The organism is Syntrophomonas palmitatica JCM 14374, assembly GCF_001311885.1.
Classification (GTDB): Bacteria; Bacillota; Syntrophomonadia; order Syntrophomonadales; family Syntrophomonadaceae; genus Syntrophomonas_A; species Syntrophomonas_A palmitatica.
On the sequence record NZ_BBCE01000014.1, the window covers coordinates 29,379 to 48,610 of the forward strand.

The window sequence follows — 19,232 nt, forward strand, 5'->3', positions numbered from 1 at the left end:
GTCTTACCCCACAGTTAAAAAACCTGGGTTAATCAATGACTGTTTTTATATTATTCTGAAATAATCTGTGATAATCTGTGGCTATTAGAATTCATTTTAAGGAGTGGAGATTTGATGATGGAGCTAAAAGATACCTTGCGGGGGCGGGATTTTATATCGATCCATGATTTTACCGTTGACGAAATCGCTTATTTTCTGGAGGTGGGAGCCCAGCTTAAAAAAATGCAGAAGAGCGGCATAGCTCATCCCTACCTGGCCGGAAAAACCCTGGGTATGATATTTCAGAAGGCTTCTACCCGCACCAGAGTAGCCTTTGAAGTAGGGATGTACCAACTGGGCGGGCATGCGCTCTTCCTCAGCCCGCGCGATATACAGCTGGGCAGAGGCGAAACCATCAAGGATACCGCTCTGGTGCTTTCCCGCATGCTGGATGGGATTATGATACGTACGTTTGATCATGATGAGGTTCTGGAATTAGCGCATTGGGCATCTATTCCGGTTATAAACGGTCTGACCGACCTGCTGCATCCCACCCAGGTTATCGGCGACATGATGACTATAATGGAACATAAGGGCAAACTGCAGGGTTTGAAACTGGCCTTTATCGGTGACGGCAATAATGTGGCGCATGAACTGCTTTTCGGCGGAGCCAAGACCGGTATGGATGTAGTTATTGCTTCCCCGGCCGGTTTTGAACCTGATAAAAAAGTGATGGAACTAGCTCAAGCCGATGCACGGGAAACCGGCGCCCGTTTATGGGTGGTGGAGGACCCGGCCGAAGCGGTAGAAGGCGCTGACGCGGTATACACTGATGTATGGGCCAGTATGGGCCAGGAGGGTGTTGCCGAGGATAAGGAAAAGAACTTCTTGAAATACCAGCTTAACAGCAGCCTGTTGGCTCTGGCGAAAAAGGATGCGGTAGTTCTGCACTGCCTGCCTGCCAAACGGGGCAAGGAGATAACTGATGAGGTTATGGACGGACCGCAGTCGGTGGTGTTTGACGAATCAGAAAACCGTCTGCATGCCCATAAGGCCATAATGGCCCTGGTAATGTAAAACGTAAATATACGTTAACAAAGTAAATTTAATAGAAACGCAGATGTATGGGTAGTTTAATTGCACAGATATGTAAGGTGGAGTTTAGATGAAAGACTTTAATTGGACCATCCGTTTGGCCACGGAAGAAGATATAGAAAATATGCTGCTCCTGTGGGAGGACGTTAGTGAATTTATGTCCTCAGTTCCTGATACACCTGAATCGGTTAAAAAGTTTATGCAATACAATCTTAAAGGATGCCTGGTGGCCGTAAGCGGTACAGAACTGGTTGGCAGCGTCATGGCAGCCTATGACGGCTGGCGCGGCTGTATATACCACCTGGCGGTTAAACCCGAATATCAGGGACATGGCATCGGCAAAGCTTTGATGGAACAGGCTATGCAAGAATTTAAACGCCTCGGGGCTGTCAGGGTTTATCTGTATACCAAAGCAGGCAACAAGAATGCCCGGGAGTTTTATCGTCATCTTCGCTGGGTGGAGAGAGATGATATAATTGTTTTCAACTGGGATATAACCGGCGATTCGAACTGTTAATCAACAGGCAGGGGGAGCGTCTTTTGCCTGCATTATAAATGGGAGGTTTGATGTATGGATAAAGTGGTACTCGCATACTCGGGCGGTCTCGATACTTCAATAATTATTCCCTGGCTGAAAGAGAATTACGGTTATGAAGTTATCGCCTTTTGCGCCGACCTGGGACAGGGGGAAGAACTGGAACCAGTTAGAGAAAAAGCCTTGAAGTCGGGAGCATCAAAAGTATATATCGAAGACCTGCGCCAGGAATTTGTGACCGACTATATCTTCCCCGTACTTAAGATGGGCGCTATATACGAGAGAAAATACCTGCTGGGCACCTCATTTGCCCGCCCCCTTATTGCTAAGAAGATGGTGGAAATAGCCGCTAAAGAGGGTGCGGTAGCGGTTGCGCACGGAGCCACCGGCAAAGGTAATGACCAGGTGCGTTTCGAATTGACCACCCGGGCTTTTAATCCTGATCTTAAGATTATAGCCCCCTGGCGGGAATGGGATATCCGCTCCCGCGAAGACGCCATTGATTATGCTATGCAGCATGGCATAGAGATCCCGGTTACTAAAGAGAAAATCTACAGCCGCGACCGTAACATCTGGCATATCTCCCATGAGGGCGGGGAACTGGAAGACCCGGCCAATGAAGCCCTGGACCGCGTCTATGTTCTGACTGTACCGCCGGAAAAGGCGCCTGACCAGCCGACCTACCTGGAAATCGGTTTTGAACAGGGTCGGCCCATAGCCATCAACGGGAAAGAATACGGCCCGGTAGAACTATTGGAGGAATTAAACCGCCTGGGCGGAGCCAACGGGGTAGGTATAATCAGCATGGTGGAAAACCGTTTGGTAGGCATGAAGTCACGCGGAGTATATGAGACTCCCGGAGGCACCATACTCTATGCCGCTCACCAGGAACTGGAGCGCTTGACCCTGGATCGCCGCACCCTGCAGTTCAAAGAACAAATGGCCATAAAATACGCAGAATTAGTGTATGACGGCAACTGGTTCAGTAAACTGAAAATGGCTATGGATGCCTTCGTGGACGAGACTCAGAAGACGGTTACCGGCACCGTAAAGGTTAAACTATACAAGGGCAGCGTTACTGCCGTAGCCTCCTGGTCGCCCTATTCGCTCTACAATGAGGCCCTGGCGACATTCGGAGCCGATGAAATCTATAACCATAAAGACGCGGAAGGCTTTATAAAACTATTTGGGCTGCCGCTTACCGTGCAGGCCTTACTCAATCGCAGAATTGACGGCAAATAGAGTTAAAGATATAAAACAGGACTCTTGGCAGAGGGTCCTGTTTTTTTGCATTATCGGGTTGGAAAATATTTTTCCTTGTATTGAAAACAGGATATTTGGGCAGGTATTATGTAGTACATCGATCTAAAAATCATTTTGGGACAAGAGTTCTATTTGCATGTTTTGGTATATTGGTTATAATAAAACCACAGCATATTGTGGTCAAAAAAAAACATACCATATATATTGTGGTTTTGGGGGAGGCAGCACAGGGTGGAGTTCAGTGAAGTCAGGAAACGCGACGGGCGTATAGTACCATTTGAAAAAGATAAAATTACCCAGGCCATATGGAAAGCCGCCCAGGCAGTGGGCGGTTCCAACTTTCATATTGCCGAATTACTGGCGGATAAGGTGGTCGAAATAGCCGGATACCAGTACCTGGATGATTATGAAATACCCACAGTGGAAGATATTCAGGACCTGGTGGAAAAAGTTCTGGTTAAAAACGGTCATTACAGGACCGCCAAAGCCTACATACTTTACCGCAAGCAGCACGAGATAATCCGCGACAGCCGCCAGCTCATGCAGAACACGGACATCATCAAGAAATACCTGGATAAAAGCGACTGGCGGGTTAAAGAAAACTCCAACATGAATTTCAGCCTGCAAGGCATGAATTTTCATATCTCCTCCATCGTTACCAGCCAATACTGGCTGAACCAGATATACACCCCGCAGATGAAAGAAGCGCAGGAAAGCGGAGACTACCACATGCATGACCTGGGCATACTGGCAGTGTACTGTGTGGGCTGGGACTTGCAGGATTTGATCCGCGAAGGCTTCAAAGGCGCGCGCGGCAAGGTGGTCAGCAAACCGGCCAAACACTTCCGCACCATACTGGGTCAGATCGTAAACTTTTTCTACACCCTGCAGGGTGAAGCTGCTGGAGCTCAGGCCTTTTCAAATTTTGACACCCTCCTGGCTCCCTTTATTTACTACGATGGATTGACCTATGAACAGGTAAAACAAAGTTTGCAGGAATTCATATTTAACGTAAACGTGCCCACCGGGTGGTTTTCAAACGCCATTTACAAATATTACCATGGACTTGAAGGTACCCAGGCACATGAAGGATGAACCGGTAGTCCTGGGCGGGGAATTTATGGATAAATGCTATGGAGATTTCCAGGAACAGATGGACATGCTCAACCAGGCTTTTGCGGAAGTCATGATGGAAGGCGATGCTGAGGAACGGGTATTCACCTTCCCTATACCCACCTATAACATCACCCGGGAGTTTGAATGGGACAACCCCGCTTATGACAAGATCTGGGAGATGACAGCCCGTTACGGCATACCGGGCTTTGCCAATTATATTAACTCCGACATGGACCCTGAAGATGCCCGCAGCATGTGCTGCCGCCTACGCCTTGACAACCGCGAACTGAGAAAACGCGGCGGCGGGCTGTTTGGCTCCAATCCCCTGACAGGTTCTGTGGGGGTGGTAACCATCAATATGCCGCGCATAGGTTATCTGGCCAAAGACCGGGAGGATTATTTCCATCGCCTGGCCGATATCATGGATTTGGCGCGTGACAGCCTGGAGATAAAGAGAAAGATACTGGAGACCCTGACCGAAGCCGGGTTGTATCCTTATTCGCAATACTACCTGCGCGGCATAAAAAGATCGACGGGCCGCTACTGGATAAATCATTTTTCCACCATCGGCTGGTAGGCATGAACGAATCCTGCCTTAATTTTCTGGGTCAGGATATAGCCAGTGAAGAAGGCCATGCTTTTGCTATGGAAGTCCTGGAATTCATGCGCGACCGCATTCAGCAGTATCAGGAGGAATCCGGCAATCTATTCAATCTGGAAGCCACACCAGCCGAAGGCGTGAGCTACAGCTTGCCCCAGAAAGACCGAAAAATCTATCCCGATATCCTGGTAGCCAACAGCGAAGCCGTTAAAAACCAGGGCGCGGAACCCTATTACACAAATTCAACCTTCCTGCCGGTAGGGTATACCGATGATCTGTTTCTGGCCATGAAGCTGCAGGATCTTGCAGGGAATGTATACCGGAGGCACTACTTTTCATATATTCGTAGGCGAGGCGGTGCCTGATTTTAATTCCGTAAAGGCCTTGATTAAGAAAGCCTGTGAACAATTCAAGATGCCGTACTTCTATATTTCTCCCACTTTCAGCATCTGCCCGGAACATGGATATATCAGCGGCGAGCATGTTCTCTGTCCGAGCTGCGCTGGCGAAGGCAAGGAAACCTCCTGTGAGGTATATTCGCGGGTTGTGGGATACCTGCGTCCGGTGGACCAGTGGAACGAAGGCAAACAGGCCGAGTTCAGAAACCGTAAAACTTATAAGGTTGTATAGCAAGAAATGAAATTTGCCGCCATTTTGAAACAAAGTTTGACTGATTACCCCGGGCAGATAGCCGCCGTGCTGTTCACCCGGGGCTGTAATTTGCGCTGCCCTTTCTGCCACAACCCTCATCTCTTGATAAAACCGGGGCGAAGTGAAACGGTGACACAACTGCCGGATGAGGATGTTATCGATTTTCTGCACGAGCGCCGGGGCTTCCTCGACGCCGTAGTAATCAGCGGCGGTGAACCCAGCCTGCATCCTGATTTACCTTTATTTCTGCGCAAAGTAAAAGAAATGGATTACCTGATTAAACTCGATACCAATGGCACTAATCCGGTGATGCTCAACGAAATTCTGAGTGAAGGACTGCTCGATTACGTGGCCATGGACATAAAGGCCCCCCTGGAATTCAAATCTTACCAGGCAGCATGCGGAAAACTTGGTTCCGAAGATTTCTTCAATATACGCTCCTCTGTTCAACTATTGCTTCAGGCCTCTATAATGGTGGAGTTTCGCACACAGTAGTGCCCTGCCTGCACCAGCCTGAAGATATAGAAGCCATTGCCCGCTATATCGAAGGCGCACGTCTTTATACCCTGCAGCAGTTTAATCCCGAATGCACCCTGGAACCGGGCTACGGGAAAGTGGTTCCATATAGCCGCGAGGAGATACAGGCTGTAGCTGAAAAGTGTTCAAAATATGTGCAGAAGGTAAAGGTCCTGCAAGTATAAAATAAAAATATAATGTTTCGCTTAACGGTTCTTGTTCTGCGCCAAATAGTGCAGGCAAGAACCGTTTCTTTGTCTTTTGCAAAGGCGCCGAAAATTATTTGAGAAGTGAAAGGTATTTGAGGCTGTTTGTGTAGTACTATAGAGGAAAAGAACGGAAAGAGAAGGGAGAGGTGGAAAAAGCACATGCTCAAGAAGATTGCCGTGGCCGGGGGTTGTTTATTATTGGCAATGGGTTTGTGGTTTTTATATGACCATTTTCACTATTCGCCCCCAAATGAAAATGAAACAGCGATAAAAGCGGCTGCTATGGAGGCAATACGTCAGCAGGCCGATTTACTGTTAAATTCAGAATCGGACTGGAAACAACCAGGTATGAAAAAGGAAGCAACATCTCTTCAAATCCTTAAGGTGGGCAAGGTGCGCGGGAAAACCTATGTGGTCTTTAAAATGAATTTTCACACGAACATGTCACCGGAAATGATGGCGCAGATGGGAGGGCAAATTGATAGCAACCTGGAATGCTACCTGTTAGGGCTGCGTTTGGTGGAAAAACATTTAACCGGTCTCAAGTTCAAACCGGGCATGGAATTCGAAAGTTCTTACTTAAACACCGGACCGGCCGACTGCGGCCGCCATCCGGACGGTATTTTCTATGCCTATTTCAAAGACCCCGATGTAAAAACCATGGTATTGGAAACTGATCAGGGCCGCCGCTATACCGCGGCGGTAAAGAACCGAGTGGTTATATTGCCGGTCGCTCCAGGCCGCGATGAACTTTACCCGCGTTTTTTTGACGCGGATGGTGAGGAAATAATGCCCAGTTATAATTTGCGGCTGGCCTTTGTATCGGGCGACCAGAGATCGTATCAGCCTTACAGCAGCATAGCAGCCGAATGGTGGCCGGTTAAGGCCCTGGATATATTGAATTACGATGCGGATAATGTCGATGCGTTATGGGTTTTTCCTGACCAGATGAAAGACCTGCGCCAGCCCCAAACCGTAAAAAAAGTACGGGAACTACTGAACGACGGAGTTCAGGTGATCTTTGTGGGCTGGAAGGACCCCGGCGATATAGCCGTATGCTGGGAACATCACAGTTGGAAAGCGCCAATAAGATTGATTCCATAGAAGGGGTTTATGCCACGGCTGATAATGGAGTAATAAAGGTTGGCGCTGTCGGGCTGGAAGATGAAGGTTTCTCGCCCTTATTAAATAAAACCCTGCGCCTGCGTTATAAATTAAAGGATGAAGCAGTTAAAGAATCCCCGGAAAACAAAGCCCGGCCTAAATCAGGAGCAGGTCAGGCCAAAGGTTCGGCAGCCGTTGGCGCGGCCTTAACGCAAGCGGTTCCTGTGCAAAAAACTACAGCCGTTCAGGGGGTGTCGCCATGATTTGCCGCGGTTTCTATGGCATTAAGATATATAAACAGGATGGGGGATCAATTTTTAACCTGAAACCGTTTATACGCCTGCTTTTAATCTGCATGCTCGTAACAGTGGTTCTGGCAGGCTATAATAATACCGCCCAGGCGAACGGCGGGATAAGCATGAGGCCCAGGCCGGTCTGGCCGGTTATGCACGCAGCAACGAATATATTCCGATACAGGTCTTAATCGAGAACCAGGGCAAGCCGGTGAACGGCAGGCTGGAGTTAAAGTCGCTTAACGGGCAAAAAGTAATTCTCTATGAAAGACACATATCACTGGCAGGCGGAGCCAAGAAACGGGTTAACATGTACCTGCCGCGCGGAACCGGCAACCCCTACGCCGTTAGTTTTATGAGCGGAGACAAAAAACTGGCCGCTGCCAGGCTGCGGCTGACTATGCTGCCTGATTTGGAAGTAGCGGCGGGTATACTGGCGGCTGATCCGGCACCTCTTAAAAACCTGGAAAACATGAAATTCCCTATGCAGGGACAGCATCTCACCGCTCTTAATTTGAACGCGGAAGAAATCCCTGAACAAAGCCTCCTGCTCGACAATCTCGATGTGCTGATAATCAACGACTTTTCCACCCATCTGCTTTCCGCCCGGCAAATAGCGGCCATCGAAAAGTGGACTCAGAATGGCGGGTTGCTGGTTCTGACCGGAGGATTGGCCTGGCAGAAAACCTTGTCACCCTTGCCCCCGTCATTATTGCCGGTAAAAGTTACCGGCAGCATGAAAGCAAATAGTCTGCCGGGCATAGAAACCCTGGCGGGGGAGAAGACCAAGCCCGCAGGACCACTGGTAGTCAGCCGGGGTATGGTGGCAGATGGACAGGTAATATTATCTGATGACGGAAATCCGTTGATTGTGCAAAAACCTGTGGGATCAGGCGACATAGTATACCTGGCCTTCGACCCCGCTCAGCCGCCCTTGGACAGGTGGTCGGGCATGACTGCCCTGTGGAGCCAGCTGCTCTATAAAACAGATCCTCATCGTATAATCAGTGCGGCTGCCTCCAGGCAAGGCGGGTACCGCGATTACAACCTTTCTTGGAATCTGCGGAATTTCCCGGGTATAGACTTACCCACCCCTAAAATACTCACCGTGATCTTGTTGACTTATATACTGGTTTTAGGACCGGGCATATACCTGCTGTTAAAAAAAATCGACCGGCGCGACTGGGGATGGCTGGCCATTCCGGTTTTGGCTTTGCTGTTATTTTCCATAACTTATATCGCGGCCTTCAAAGGCAAAGATCGCGATGTTTTTACCAATGTCTTATCCCTGCTCAGTCTGCAGGAAGGTGGGGGAGCCTATAGTAATACGTATGTTGGAGCTTTTGCGCCTACCAAGACCCAGTACCGGGTAGGGCTGACCGGGGATCAGCTTATCAGCGTCAATAGCGAGGGGAACGAAAACCACCGCGTAACGATATATAGCTCCTCCTATGGACCAATGAGCAATTCCGAGCAGCCGACACAGATTATAGCCCGTGTGGAACAGGGAGATAATCCCGAGGTTGTCTTTGGAGAGTCCAGCCGCTGGTCTCAGCGTTACCTGCAGTGTGAAAGCATTCTTGAACGATGCGGCAACGTTAAAAGCAGCTTGATATGCCGCAATGGGAGAATAACCGGAACCATTACCAACAATACAGGTTATTCTTTAAGCGGCGCGGTTGTATTTAATAACTATTGCCGGCAGAGAATCGGCGCTTTTAAACCGGGACAGACCGTAACCCTTGATTTAACACCCCGTGCAGGCCATCAAAGTGCAGGGATGATAGGACGAGCCATAGAAACTATCCGATAGCCTGGCCTCGCAATATGAATTATGGGCAGATGAACCGCATCAGTAATTTAACCTCCCGCTTGCTGGAAATCGCATCTTACCGGGGAGAAATATCAAAATCACCGCTGATGCTGGCTGGCTATTCTTCTGAGGAACCCCATGAAAAGTTAATAACCACCAAGGGAGGCAAAACCTATTATTCGACTATTGTGCTGGCCCCGCTGCCCCTGCAAATGGTGACCAACGGACAGGTTGAGATACTGCCCGGCCTGATCCGGGGCTATATTACGGATTTTACCGGCCGCAATATATCCCCTGACCCTTGGGGCATGTATATCGATGCCGGTATGGTCACATTCCAGATGAACCTGCCCTTTGCCATTCAGGGTTTGCGAGTGGATGAAATGCGGCTCTATGTGGAGAACCAAGATTTTCGCCAGGCCATGCAAATGAAAATCAAGGTATTAAATCAGCAAACCGGGAACTGGGAGAATCTGAACTACAACGCTCAGGGAATTGCGCTGCAGCATGGGGAGAAATATATTTCCCGGGATGGGGCTGTCAAGATTCAGGTAGGAACAGATACGAATATGCAGCTTAACGGAGTTAGTATGAGTCTGCAGGGTAAATGTCCTGTAAGCCAATCGCCCGTTTCGACTGCTGCAGATTCACCGCTCAAAGGGGAGGAGGGATATAGATGCTAAAGGTCAAAAATCTTTGCAAAAAGTACGGTAAACTTGAAGCCGTGAATAACCTTTCATTTCACATCGAGGAAGGTTCCATATTCGGATTCGTTGGTCCCAATGGGGCTGGCAAAACCAGCACCATGAAGATCATAGCCACTCTCCTGCGCCCTACTTCCGGGCAGGTCCTGGTAGCCGGGGAAGATGTCAGCTTAAACCCCCGCCGGGTGCGGCAGCTGGTGGGCTATATGCCTGATTTCTTCGGTGTTTATGACGACCTTAAGGTGGATGAATACCTGGATTTCTATGCAGCCAGCTATGGTATTCCCCTGGAGCAGCGTAAGCGCATCAGTGCGGATCTGCTGGAACTTATGGATCTCAGCCATAAACGCGACGCCTATGTCGATTCCCTTTCCCGCGGTATGAAACAAAGGCTTTGCCTGGCGCGCAGTCTGGTACATGACCCGGCCTTGCTTATCCTGGACGAACCAGCTTCCGGGCTGGACCCGCGGGCCAGGGTGGAAATGCGCGAGATATTGAGAGAATTGAGGACCATGGGCAAAACCATAATGATAAGCTCGCACATATTGCCGGAACTGACTGAATTGTGCACCCATATAGGAATAATCGAAGCCGGACAGATGGCAGCCTGCGGAACGGTGGAGGAGATTATGCGCTTCAGCCAGCTGGGCAGCAGTCTTAAGATTACCGTTTTGGACCAGGTGGAGGAGACCCTGCGTTTACTGCAGGAACAGCCTTTCATCAATAAAGTGGATGTGATGGAGAAGACGGTGGAATTGCCGTTTAACGGGGATGAAGAAGAGATGAGCCGTATTTTGGCCTTGCTGGTAGGTCAGGGCATCCCGGTAGTTTCCTTTGCCCCCTCCCATAATAATTTGGAAGACATCTTTATGCAGGTGACGAAGGGGGTGGCGCAATAATGGATAAGCTGGTTATGAATCCCATCCTGGGCAAAGAACTGCGCTCTCGCATGCGCAGTTGGAAACTGCCTTTATTGATAAGCATTTATCTAAGCCTTCTAAGCCTGATTGCTCTGGCCTATTACTGGCTGCAGTCCAAGGCCCTGGCTTATGACGGCTTTAACCCTGATATTGGTCCCCAGATTTATGTGCTTTTGGCCACCTTTCAGCTGCTCTTGCTGGCCTTCGTGGTCCCGGCCCTGACTGCCGGGGTGATAAACGGCGAAAAAGAAAGACAGACCTTTGACCTTTTGCTGTGCACCCGGTTGTCGGCAGCGTCTATTGTATTAAATAAACTGCTGGCTTCAGTCAGCCTGGTAATCTTATTGATTATATCCTCACTGCCGGTATTCAGTATCGTTTATTTTTATGGCGGGGTGTTGATGGCTGATATAGGACGCGTCTTCCTCATTTACCTGGCCACGGCCATTACCCTGGGAGTAATCGGGATATTCTGTTCAAGCTTTTTTAAACGCACGCAGATATCCATGGTGGTCAGCTACTTGATCGTGTTTTTCCTGATAATCGGCACCTTGATTATCGCCATGTTTATGCGCAGCCTGGGTGACAACGAGGGGATTCGTTCTTACACCATGCCGTTCATTACCTATTTTAATCCCTTGATGGCGCTCTTTTCCATATTTCCCGGTCAGGGTCCGGGGATGGATATCCTGTATAACATAATCGGACAGGGAAGAGGCGCGACCATGATGGTAGCCGGCAACGGCATGGCTCTGTGGAAATACAATTTCATCGCGGATGGTGTGATAGCAGTATTGCTTCTCCTCATCACGATTATCAGCATCGACCCCGTAGGACGTTTTCAGTGGCTGAGACGATTGCGGCAAAAAAAGAAACCGGAGATATTACGTATGATCTTTCCGCAGCGCAATAAATTGGAGAATGAACCTCCGGAACCGCGGCTGAGGGAGGCCCTGAGACCAGCTCTGACCAGAGTGCGGCATCAGTCTTTTATAACCTGGCTGGAACGCGGATTATCAGCCGGGTTGTGCTTAGTTTTAATGTTTCTTGGCATAGCAGGGTCTGGCCCTGGTATGGTGTTTTAACCTGGTGCCTCTGGGCGGGAGGAGTGTGCCTCCTGCTCACGCTATTGATGGCGGTAATAAACCGCCCCGGCTGGTACAGTGCGGCGGTGTGGCTGGATGATGCCGGATTGCTTGAGCGGGCCGTTACCGCACTGGAAAACCGTGATAAAAGTGATGGAATAAGTCGTTTGCAGTACCAGGATGCCTTGCAGTATATAAAAAGATTCAATCCTCAGACCCAGCCCTACCGGTGGTCAAAAAAAAGACTGGGTTTATCAGCCGCTGCGGCGGCACTGGTCTTAATTATGGCGATTATACCGAATCCCCAGCAATTTGAAGCTGAACAACAGGAGATGGTGCGCCGGGAAGCCCTGCGGCAGAAGCACAAGATAGAAAAAGTACGTAAGAAAATGGAACAGGCCAATAAAGCAGCTCCGCTGGCCAAGCGTGAAGATACCATCAAGTCTCTGCAGGAACTGGAGAGGCAGCTGGAACGGGCGCGAAATCTGAATCAAGGCTTAAAGGCCGTGGCTCAAACTCAAGATCACCTTATGAAGCTGCAAACCCCCCGGGCAGTATCAGACACTCAGCACCTGGCTGCGGTTTTAAAACAACAGGAGATGACTGAGGCTCTGGGGCAAAAAATCGCGGCTGGTGATGTGCGGGGCAGCCGGGAAGCAAGTGAAAAGTTACTGGACAACGCGGCTGCCATGACCGCGCAGCAGAGGCAGGCGGCTGCTTCTGAACTGAGCCAACAGGCAGTTCATCTTACTCCGGCAGCAAGCCAACTGGTGCAGATGCTGGCCCGCGCAGTTCGCTCCGGCCAAGGGGCGGCAGCTTCACCTGCGGTGATAAACCAACTTTCTTCCGCTGCCGGACAGGCAGCCGGCATTTCTGCCCTGAACCAGGCGCTGGCCGTGTCAGCAGATGCCCGGCAGGCGTTGCTGAAAGCCGGAGCTGTTCCGGGCGCCCAGCTAGCTGTCAATGGCAGTTCCGGTGATGCGGAGGCAGTACCGGTACCATGCGCAACCGGACAAGAAGGTGGTTGCGGAAAAAACGACCGTGGCGCTTCTAATACATCTGGCCTTGGTACAACTGGCAGCCAGAACATCAGTCAGGGTAATGCAAATGGCGGCAGCGGACAGGGCAGCGGCGGAGGAGCTGGACAAGGCAGCGGCCAGGGCAGTAATAACCGGGGCAAAGAATCTTCACCGAATAGCGCTCCCGCTGCGAAAGGTCAACCGGCTGCTAAGTTTGGCAATTATGAGAAGATATATGATCCAGTTTTGTCAACAGCCAGGGGGAAAAATCACAGGTGCGGGGCCAGGCCGCAAGGGTCCGGAGCAAAGCATCGACACTGCTGAACCCTTGCCTATAAAGGGAAGCCAGCGCCCCTACAAGGAAGTAGTCGGTGAATACAGCCAGCAAGCCCGGGAAGCCCTGGACCGCAGTTTTATACCCCCGGGCATGGCGGAAATCGTAAGAGGATATTTTTCCTCATTGGAGGAATAAGAGTGTCAAGGGGACGGTTCTCTTGACACTCGTCAAGGACTTTCAGGAGGTTGAGACCATGCAGATGGAAAAATTTACAGTCCGGGCCGGGGAGATAGAGGCTGAGATAAGAAAAGTAATAGTAGGACAGCGGGACATAATCCGGCAGACCCTAATTGCTCTTTTGGCTGGTGGCAATGTACTCTTGGAGGGAGTACCGGGATTGGGTAAGACTTTACTGGTTAAAACCATTGGACAGGTATTAGATCTCGAATTTAAACGCATCCAGTTTACACCCGACCTGATGCCTGCCGATATCGCCGGGACCAGTATAATAGCGGAAGACTCTGCGGGACGCAAATCATTTCAGTTTCAGCCTGGACCGGTTTTCGCCAACATCATCCTGCTGATGAAATCAACCGCGCCACTCCTAAAACCCAGAGCGCTCTTTTGGAAGCCATGCAGGAAAAAAGCGTGACCGCCGGAGGCGAAACCCGCAAACTGCCGCGGCCCTTTTTTGTTCTGGCCACGCAGAATCCTTTGGAAATGGAGGGTACTTACCCTCTGCCTGAGGCTCAGCTGGACCGGTTTTTATTCAAATTGTTAGTTCAATTCCCCAGCGCCGCTGAGTTGGAAGGGATATTGCAGTCCACTACCGGTACGGAATCGGTTATACCGGCAGCACAGGCCGATGCGGATGAAGTCCTGCAGATGATGGAACTGGCGCGGGAAGTTCCGGTCGCCCAAAGGGTAGGACAGATGGCGGTGCGCCTGGTCATAGGAACCCACCCTGATTCGGAATTCGCGCCTGAAGGAGTGAAAAAATATGTACGCTGCGGGGCCTCTCCCCGCGCGGGCCAGGCCCTGATCTCAGCCGGAAAAGTCCGCGCTCTTTTGGAGGGCCGATATAACGTGGCTTTTGAAGATATCGCAGAATTGGCCCTGCCGGTTCTGCGTCATCGCATCCTGCTCAACTTCGAGGGCGAAGCCGAAGGAATCTCAACTGATGCCATCATCCGCGAACTGTGGCAGCACCTGTGGGAAAATCACAGACCGGCTTAAGGGAGGTTAGACACAGATAAACACTGACTTTTATGATTTTCACAGAAGTATATGCCAACCCCGTTATAACCTTGGTTTCAATCCATGGCCTAACTCGAAGATTAGAGATAACAGTCAGCGTTATAAATTAGTTCCAGCGTAGTCAACATTTCATTAATATCGTCTGTGTAAGTCATAGAAGTCTGTGGAATCGGTGTCTATTAAGGAATTATTATATGAATAAGGTTTTTGATCAAGAATTTATGCGGCGTCTGGAAAACCTGGAATTAGTAAGCCGGAAGCTGCGCCGGGGCAAGAACAGCGGGGAGAGGCGCTCCCTGCGCAAGGGCAGCGCCGTGGAATTTGCCGACTACCGCAATTACAGCGATGGCGATGATACCCGCTACATAGACTGGAACAGCTACGCCCGCAGTGAAAAACTATTTATAAAGCTGTTTATGGAAGAGCAGGACCTGCTCTTAAATATATTGATCGATACCAGCGCTTCCATGGATTGGGGAGAACCGCCCAAATCCCGTTTAGCCCTGCAATTGGCGGCTGCCCTGGGCTGGCTGGCCATATCCGCTTATGACCGGGTATCCGTGGCGGCCTGCAACGATCACCTGGTGAGTTGCCAGGCGCCCTTGCGAGGCAAAGGCGCCCGCTCTCAACTGTGGGATTATCTCGGTTCTTTATCATGGCAGGGTAAAACTGACCTTAACACAGCCATAAAGGAATTCGGTCCCTTCTGCCGGGGAGCGGGACTGACATTTGTTATATCCGATTTGCTTTCACCAGCCGGTTTCAAGCCCGGCTTGCAATACCTGCAGTACCTGGGCCAGGAAGTGGTATTGCTGCAGGTTTTGGCGCCTGATGAATTAAACCCGGTTCTGGGCGGTGATTACAGGCTGATTGATCACGAAACCCAGGAAATGCGGGAGACAACCGTTAATCCTGTTTTGCTGCAGGCTTACCAGCGCCGTTTGCGGGAGTTCACCGCAGACAGCCGCGATTTCTGCGTAGGCCGGGGGATGAGCTTTATGCAAATCAACAGTGCGGAATCATTTGCCGACGTCATACTACGCTACCTGCCGCAGGCAGGAATTCTGAAGTGATATACCGAATCGCCGGGAGGTTTAACGGTGCAGTTTTTAAACCGGGCCGGTCTATGGCTGGCTTCCATCATTCCGCTAATTATAATAATGTACCTGCTCAAACCCCGCTACCAGGAAAAGCTGGTCTCCAGCACCTGGTTATGGGAACAGGCGATCCGCGATATTGAAGCCAGCAGTCCCTGGCAGCGGCTGCGCCGCAACCTTCTTTTGATCCTGCAGTTACTGGCCGCCTTTTTGCTGGTTCTCGCGATAATTCGTCCCAGCCTGACCGTTCCCGGCACTACCGGGCGGCATCTCATCGTGGCTTTGGATTGCTCGCCCAGTATGAAAGCCGCCGATGTCAGTCCATCCCGTTTCAAGGCAGCTCAGCATGAAATCCTACAGCTTATCGATAGCATGGACGATAATGAAACGATGACTCTGATCGCTATGACCGACCAGCCACAGGTCCTGGCCTCCGCTGCCGAAGATAAGGTGGAGCTGCGCCAGGCGGTAAAAAACCTGAGAACCGGCAGCGCCAGAGCAGCCCTGGAACCGGTTGTGTCATTGGCGGCCGCTTTAAGTGAGCACGATCCCCAGGCAGAACTGGTTATTTTCAGTGACGGGAAAACCAGTGTTCTGGAACATAATATGACCTTGACGTGTCCGGTTAGTTTTAGACAAGTTGGTAAAAGTGACGATAACATGGGCATTGTTTTGCTGTCAACCCGCCGGGTGGGCGAAAATGTTTCCATCCTGGCCCGGGTGCAAAATTTCGCGGACAGTCCCCGGCAGAGCGATTTCACATTATGGGCGGACCAGAAACTATTCAGCGTCCGCAACATTATGCTGGCTGCGCATGAGTCCCGCGACCTCACTTGGATTAATGCGCCAGGTGATATTATAATCTGGCAGGCTGTTTTGCAGCGGCCGGATTGTTTCTTGGATGACAACCAGGCCTTTGCGGTCGCAGAGACCACCGCTTCCCGGCGGGTGCTGCTGGTAAGCGCCGGCAACGTTTTCCTGGAGAAATCAGTCAGCCTGGCACCAGGCATTCAGATGTTCAAAACCACTCCCCCCAATTATTCCAGCAGTATGAAGGACTATCAACTCTATATCTTTGACGGTTTTATCCCATATAACTTACCGCCGGGCGCCATCTTCATCTTAAATCCCCCTCCCGGTAACAGGTTTGTACCCGTAAAAGGAGATAACAAAAACGCTGCCAAGCTGCAGACCGCAGCTTCAGACGAAGTTTTGCGTTATGTGGATACACAAGGATGGCAGATTAATCGGAGCCGGTTTATAGACAATCTTGCCGGAACAAAAACATTATTGGAAAGCCGGGGCCGACCGCTCCTGCTTAAGGGTGAGCTGCAAGGCCGAAAAACGGCTGTCGCAGCTTTTGATCTGCATGACAGCAATATACCTTTGCAAGTCGGATTCCCTATTCTGATACAGAACCTGTGCTCATGGCTCTTGCCGCAGGAGGTATCCGCCCCTAGCCTGGATTCTTCCGGCAAAGGCTTTGATTTTATTCCCGGCGCGGATACGGAAAGTCTGTCTGTTATCAGTCCTTCAGGACAGGAACAAAACTATACCGCGCCTTTTCCCCGTCATTTTGATATTGGCGAACCCGGTTTGTACCGCATCATTAGCAAAAACGATAATAATAAAACTGAGTATTACCTGGCTAAAAACCAGGGTGACATTATGGAATCAGATATAAAGCCGCGGTCTTTGCTCTGGTCAGGAGCCAGCCGCGATAAGAACCAGCAGACCAAAGGCTTGAGCCAGAAGGACCTGTGGCCCTGGATAGCGGCCGCAGCGTTTTTGCTGCTGCTTCTGGAATGGGAGGTGTACCGCCGTGGCTATTAGATTTATTCATCCCTGGCTTTTGCTGCTCCTGCCCCTGGCGGTATACCCGCTATATCTCTGGTATCGGGACAACCGGCACATGGCCTTGTTCAGACGGCGGTTAATTTATAGCCTGCGGTTTTTGCTCCTGCTCTGCCTAATACTGGCCCTGGCGGGCACCCAGATAAACTACCGCGTCAACAAGCAAAGCGTGGTATTTGTAGTCGATCTTTCCGCCAGCTGTGAAAAAGAGAAGACCAAAGCCGAGAGCTTTATCCGTGAGGCGTTAAAGCATAAAAAGCCGGAGGATAAGGCAGCCATCGTTGTTTACGGGGGCAATACCCGAGTGGACCAGGCTATGGGAACGAGCAGCTTTAGCCGCCTGGAGAGCGTAGTGGAAAAAGACTACTCCAATGTGGAGGAAGCCCTGAAACTGGCAGGGGCAATATTACCCGGCGACACCCGCCGCCGTATCGTGTTATTATCGGACGGACGGGAAAACGACGGGGATGCTCGCCGGGAAACGGAAATGCTGTCTCGCCGGCAAGTGAGATTGGATGCCTGGCCTCTGGAAAGCCAGGCGGGTACGATGTCCGTATTGACAGCCTGCGCTCGCCCGCCAGGATGTTTGCGGGCGAGCGCATGACGCTTAAACTCAACATATACAGTAATTATGAAACTGCGGCTTTACTGCGCGTTTTCAGCAATCAAACCCCGCTGTGGGAAGAAAACATCCAGCTTCGGCGCGGGGAGAACCGCTTGACTTATCCTCTGACGATAGCTCAAGAAGGTTTCCATCATTACAGGGCCATGATTGAAGCGCCAAAGGACAGTGTTCCGGAAAATAACGAAGCTGCCGCCTATACCATGGTCAAAGGCCCGGCCCGCATATTGCTGGCGGAAGGGAAGCCGGGCGAGGGTATGGCTATCGTTTCTGCCCTGCAGTCTCTCAACCTTCCGGCTGATGTGATATCACCCGGAGAGTTTAGAACCGGATTGGCAGAACTCAAACGTTATGCCCTCTTAATACTCTGTAATGTTCCGGCTGAAGAACTGGAGACCGGAGTAATGGAAAGCATCCGGGCGGGGGTACGTGACCTGGGCATGGGCCTGATCATGGTGGGGGGCGAGGACAGCTTCGGACCCGGAGGATATCTGCATACACCGGTGGAACAGGCCTTGCCCGTACATATGGATCTGAAGGGCAAGAAAAAAATCCCCAGCCTGGGACTTATGCTGGTCATAGATAAATCAGGCAGCATGAGTGAAACTTCCGGCGGGGTATGCAAAGTAGAATTGGCTAAAGAAGCCGCGGCTCAGGCCGCTTCTGTTCTGGACGCTCGTGACCGTGTAGGGGTGATCGCTTTTGACGATACCGCCCAGTGGGTAGTAAAAACCCAGGCTGTACGCGACCTGGATGCGATTCAGGCTGATATCGGCACTATCCGCGCCGATGGAGGCACCAGCATATTTCCGGCTTTGGCCCTGGGCTACATCGGCATTAAAGATGTTCCCACCAAATATAAGCATGTTATATTGCTTACTGATGGCATGTCATCCAGCGAGGGCGACTACTTTTTCCTGGCCCGGCGCATGCAAAAAGCCGGCATAACACTGTCCACGGTGGCGGTTGGCAAGGATGCTGATACCCAGCTGCTCAGTTCGCTGGCCGAATGGGGGCAGGGACGCTATTATTACTGTGATGATATCCGCAGGGTTCCGCGCATATTTACCAAGGAAAGCATAAAAGCCCGGCGCGATTACCTGGTGGAAGAGGACTTCTATCCTGTTGTCAGCGAGTACAGCTCTCTCTTGCAGGGCATCGATGCCTGCCGCCTCTGCATGGATATGTCGGCGTCTCGCCCAAAAACAGCGGCCAGGTAGTT

General features: G+C 50.8%; 18 protein-coding genes and 2 pseudogenes. All 20 read left to right on the forward strand.

Translation table 11 applies throughout. The features are described from left to right. Window positions 1-114: 114 nt before the first annotated feature. The 20 genes and pseudogenes from argF to JCM14374_RS09090 all read left to right on the forward strand — a co-directional run bounded on the left by argF (window position 115) and on the right by JCM14374_RS09090 (window position 19,230). Window positions 115-1,056, forward strand: coding sequence for an ornithine carbamoyltransferase (argF, locus tag JCM14374_RS09000; RefSeq protein WP_054696283.1), 942 nt, complete (start codon window positions 115-117; stop codon window positions 1,054-1,056). A gap of 88 nt (window positions 1,057-1,144) precedes the next feature. Then, window positions 1,145-1,591: a GNAT family N-acetyltransferase gene (locus JCM14374_RS09005; protein ID WP_054696286.1), complete on the forward strand. Its 447-nt coding sequence runs from the start codon at window positions 1,145-1,147 to the stop codon at window positions 1,589-1,591. A gap of 54 nt (window positions 1,592-1,645) precedes the next feature. Continuing rightward, window positions 1,646-2,851 (forward strand): argininosuccinate synthase, encoded by a 1,206-nt coding sequence (locus JCM14374_RS09010; protein WP_054696289.1) that lies wholly within the window; start codon window positions 1,646-1,648, stop codon window positions 2,849-2,851. A gap of 252 nt (window positions 2,852-3,103) precedes the next feature. Further along, window positions 3,104-5,219: pseudogene (locus JCM14374_RS09015) on the forward strand (ribonucleoside triphosphate reductase). 24 nt (window positions 5,220-5,243) lie between these two features. Beyond that, a complete protein-coding gene (locus tag JCM14374_RS09020; protein WP_207641613.1) occupies window positions 5,244-5,735 on the forward strand; it encodes an anaerobic ribonucleoside-triphosphate reductase activating protein in 492 nt (163 codons plus the stop codon). Continuing rightward, complete coding sequence (locus JCM14374_RS09025; RefSeq protein WP_054696295.1) at window positions 5,735-5,941, forward strand: radical SAM protein; 207 nt, start codon at window positions 5,735-5,737, stop codon at window positions 5,939-5,941. The genes JCM14374_RS09020 and JCM14374_RS09025 overlap by 1 nt, the downstream gene beginning before the upstream one ends. Before the next feature lie 126 nt (window positions 5,942-6,067). Next, complete coding sequence (locus JCM14374_RS09030; RefSeq protein WP_207641614.1) at window positions 6,068-7,069, forward strand: hypothetical protein; 1,002 nt, start codon at window positions 6,068-6,070, stop codon at window positions 7,067-7,069. After that, complete coding sequence (locus JCM14374_RS09035) at window positions 7,039-7,332, forward strand: hypothetical protein (protein ID WP_054696301.1); 294 nt, start codon at window positions 7,039-7,041, stop codon at window positions 7,330-7,332. Before JCM14374_RS09030 ends, JCM14374_RS09035 begins: the two co-directional genes overlap by 31 nt. Continuing rightward, window positions 7,329-7,553, forward strand: a complete 225-nt coding sequence (locus tag JCM14374_RS09040; RefSeq protein WP_054696304.1) for a hypothetical protein — start codon at window positions 7,329-7,331, stop codon at window positions 7,551-7,553. Before JCM14374_RS09035 ends, JCM14374_RS09040 begins: the two co-directional genes overlap by 4 nt. Then, window positions 7,541-9,175 carry a DUF8726 domain-containing protein gene (locus JCM14374_RS09045; RefSeq protein ID WP_500797395.1) on the forward strand — a complete coding sequence of 545 codons (1,635 nt, stop codon included), beginning with the start codon at window positions 7,541-7,543 and terminating at the stop codon, window positions 9,173-9,175. The genes JCM14374_RS09040 and JCM14374_RS09045 overlap by 13 nt, the downstream gene beginning before the upstream one ends. A 29-nt stretch (window positions 9,176-9,204) precedes the next feature. Then, a complete protein-coding gene (locus JCM14374_RS09050) occupies window positions 9,205-9,858 on the forward strand; it encodes a DUF8815 domain-containing protein (RefSeq protein WP_207641615.1) in 654 nt (217 codons plus the stop codon). Beyond that, window positions 9,852-10,778, forward strand: coding sequence for an ABC transporter ATP-binding protein (locus JCM14374_RS09055; protein ID WP_054696313.1), 927 nt, complete (start codon window positions 9,852-9,854; stop codon window positions 10,776-10,778). Before JCM14374_RS09050 ends, JCM14374_RS09055 begins: the two co-directional genes overlap by 7 nt. Then, the gene (locus tag JCM14374_RS09060) at window positions 10,778-11,884 is read left to right on the forward strand and encodes an ABC transporter permease (protein ID WP_054696316.1); all 1,107 of its coding nucleotides are present in this window, start codon (window positions 10,778-10,780) and stop codon (window positions 11,882-11,884) included. The genes JCM14374_RS09055 and JCM14374_RS09060 overlap by 1 nt, the downstream gene beginning before the upstream one ends. 47 nt (window positions 11,885-11,931) lie before the next feature. Next, entirely contained in the window at window positions 11,932-13,227 is a 1,296-nt protein-coding gene (locus JCM14374_RS09065; RefSeq protein ID WP_054696319.1) for a coiled-coil domain-containing protein, read from the forward strand. A gap of 4 nt (window positions 13,228-13,231) precedes the next feature. Further along, the gene (locus tag JCM14374_RS13580; RefSeq protein ID WP_157049057.1) at window positions 13,232-13,375 is read left to right on the forward strand and encodes a DUF8809 domain-containing protein; all 144 of its coding nucleotides are present in this window, start codon (window positions 13,232-13,234) and stop codon (window positions 13,373-13,375) included. 235 nt (window positions 13,376-13,610) lie between these two features. After that, a pseudogene (locus JCM14374_RS09070) lies at window positions 13,611-14,416 on the forward strand (AAA family ATPase); the annotation flags it as partial. 215 nt (window positions 14,417-14,631) lie between these two features. After that, window positions 14,632-15,510, forward strand: coding sequence for a DUF58 domain-containing protein (locus tag JCM14374_RS09075; RefSeq protein WP_054696322.1), 879 nt, complete (start codon window positions 14,632-14,634; stop codon window positions 15,508-15,510). A gap of 27 nt (window positions 15,511-15,537) precedes the next feature. Continuing rightward, on the forward strand, window positions 15,538-17,367 hold the full coding sequence (locus JCM14374_RS09080; protein WP_054696325.1) for a vWA domain-containing protein: 1,830 nt from the start codon (window positions 15,538-15,540) through the stop codon (window positions 17,365-17,367). Next, a complete protein-coding gene (locus JCM14374_RS09085; protein ID WP_054696329.1) occupies window positions 17,357-17,992 on the forward strand; it encodes a vWA domain-containing protein in 636 nt (211 codons plus the stop codon). Before JCM14374_RS09080 ends, JCM14374_RS09085 begins: the two co-directional genes overlap by 11 nt. Further along, the gene (locus JCM14374_RS09090) at window positions 17,989-19,230 is read left to right on the forward strand and encodes a vWA domain-containing protein (RefSeq protein WP_054696332.1); all 1,242 of its coding nucleotides are present in this window, start codon (window positions 17,989-17,991) and stop codon (window positions 19,228-19,230) included. The genes JCM14374_RS09085 and JCM14374_RS09090 overlap by 4 nt, the downstream gene beginning before the upstream one ends. The last annotated feature ends 2 nt before the right edge of the window (window positions 19,231-19,232 follow it).

Coding starts and splice junctions, on each gene's coding strand:
- argF (WP_054696283.1), top strand. CDS start 115: ATGATGGAGCTAAAAGATACCTTGCGGGGGCGGGATTTTATATCGATC.
- JCM14374_RS09005 (WP_054696286.1), top strand. CDS start 1,145: ATGAAAGACTTTAATTGGACCATCCGTTTGGCCACGGAAGAAGATATA.
- JCM14374_RS09010 (WP_054696289.1), top strand. CDS start 1,646: ATGGATAAAGTGGTACTCGCATACTCGGGCGGTCTCGATACTTCAATA.
- JCM14374_RS09040 (WP_054696304.1), top strand. CDS start 7,329: ATGATTTGCCGCGGTTTCTATGGCATTAAGATATATAAACAGGATGGG.
- JCM14374_RS09050 (WP_207641615.1), top strand. CDS start 9,205: ATGAACCGCATCAGTAATTTAACCTCCCGCTTGCTGGAAATCGCATCT.
- JCM14374_RS09055 (WP_054696313.1), top strand. CDS start 9,852: ATGCTAAAGGTCAAAAATCTTTGCAAAAAGTACGGTAAACTTGAAGCC.
- JCM14374_RS09060 (WP_054696316.1), top strand. CDS start 10,778: ATGGATAAGCTGGTTATGAATCCCATCCTGGGCAAAGAACTGCGCTCT.
- JCM14374_RS09065 (WP_054696319.1), top strand. CDS start 11,932: ATGGCGGTAATAAACCGCCCCGGCTGGTACAGTGCGGCGGTGTGGCTG.
- JCM14374_RS09075 (WP_054696322.1), top strand. CDS start 14,632: ATGAATAAGGTTTTTGATCAAGAATTTATGCGGCGTCTGGAAAACCTG.
- JCM14374_RS09090 (WP_054696332.1), top strand. CDS start 17,989: ATGACGCTTAAACTCAACATATACAGTAATTATGAAACTGCGGCTTTA.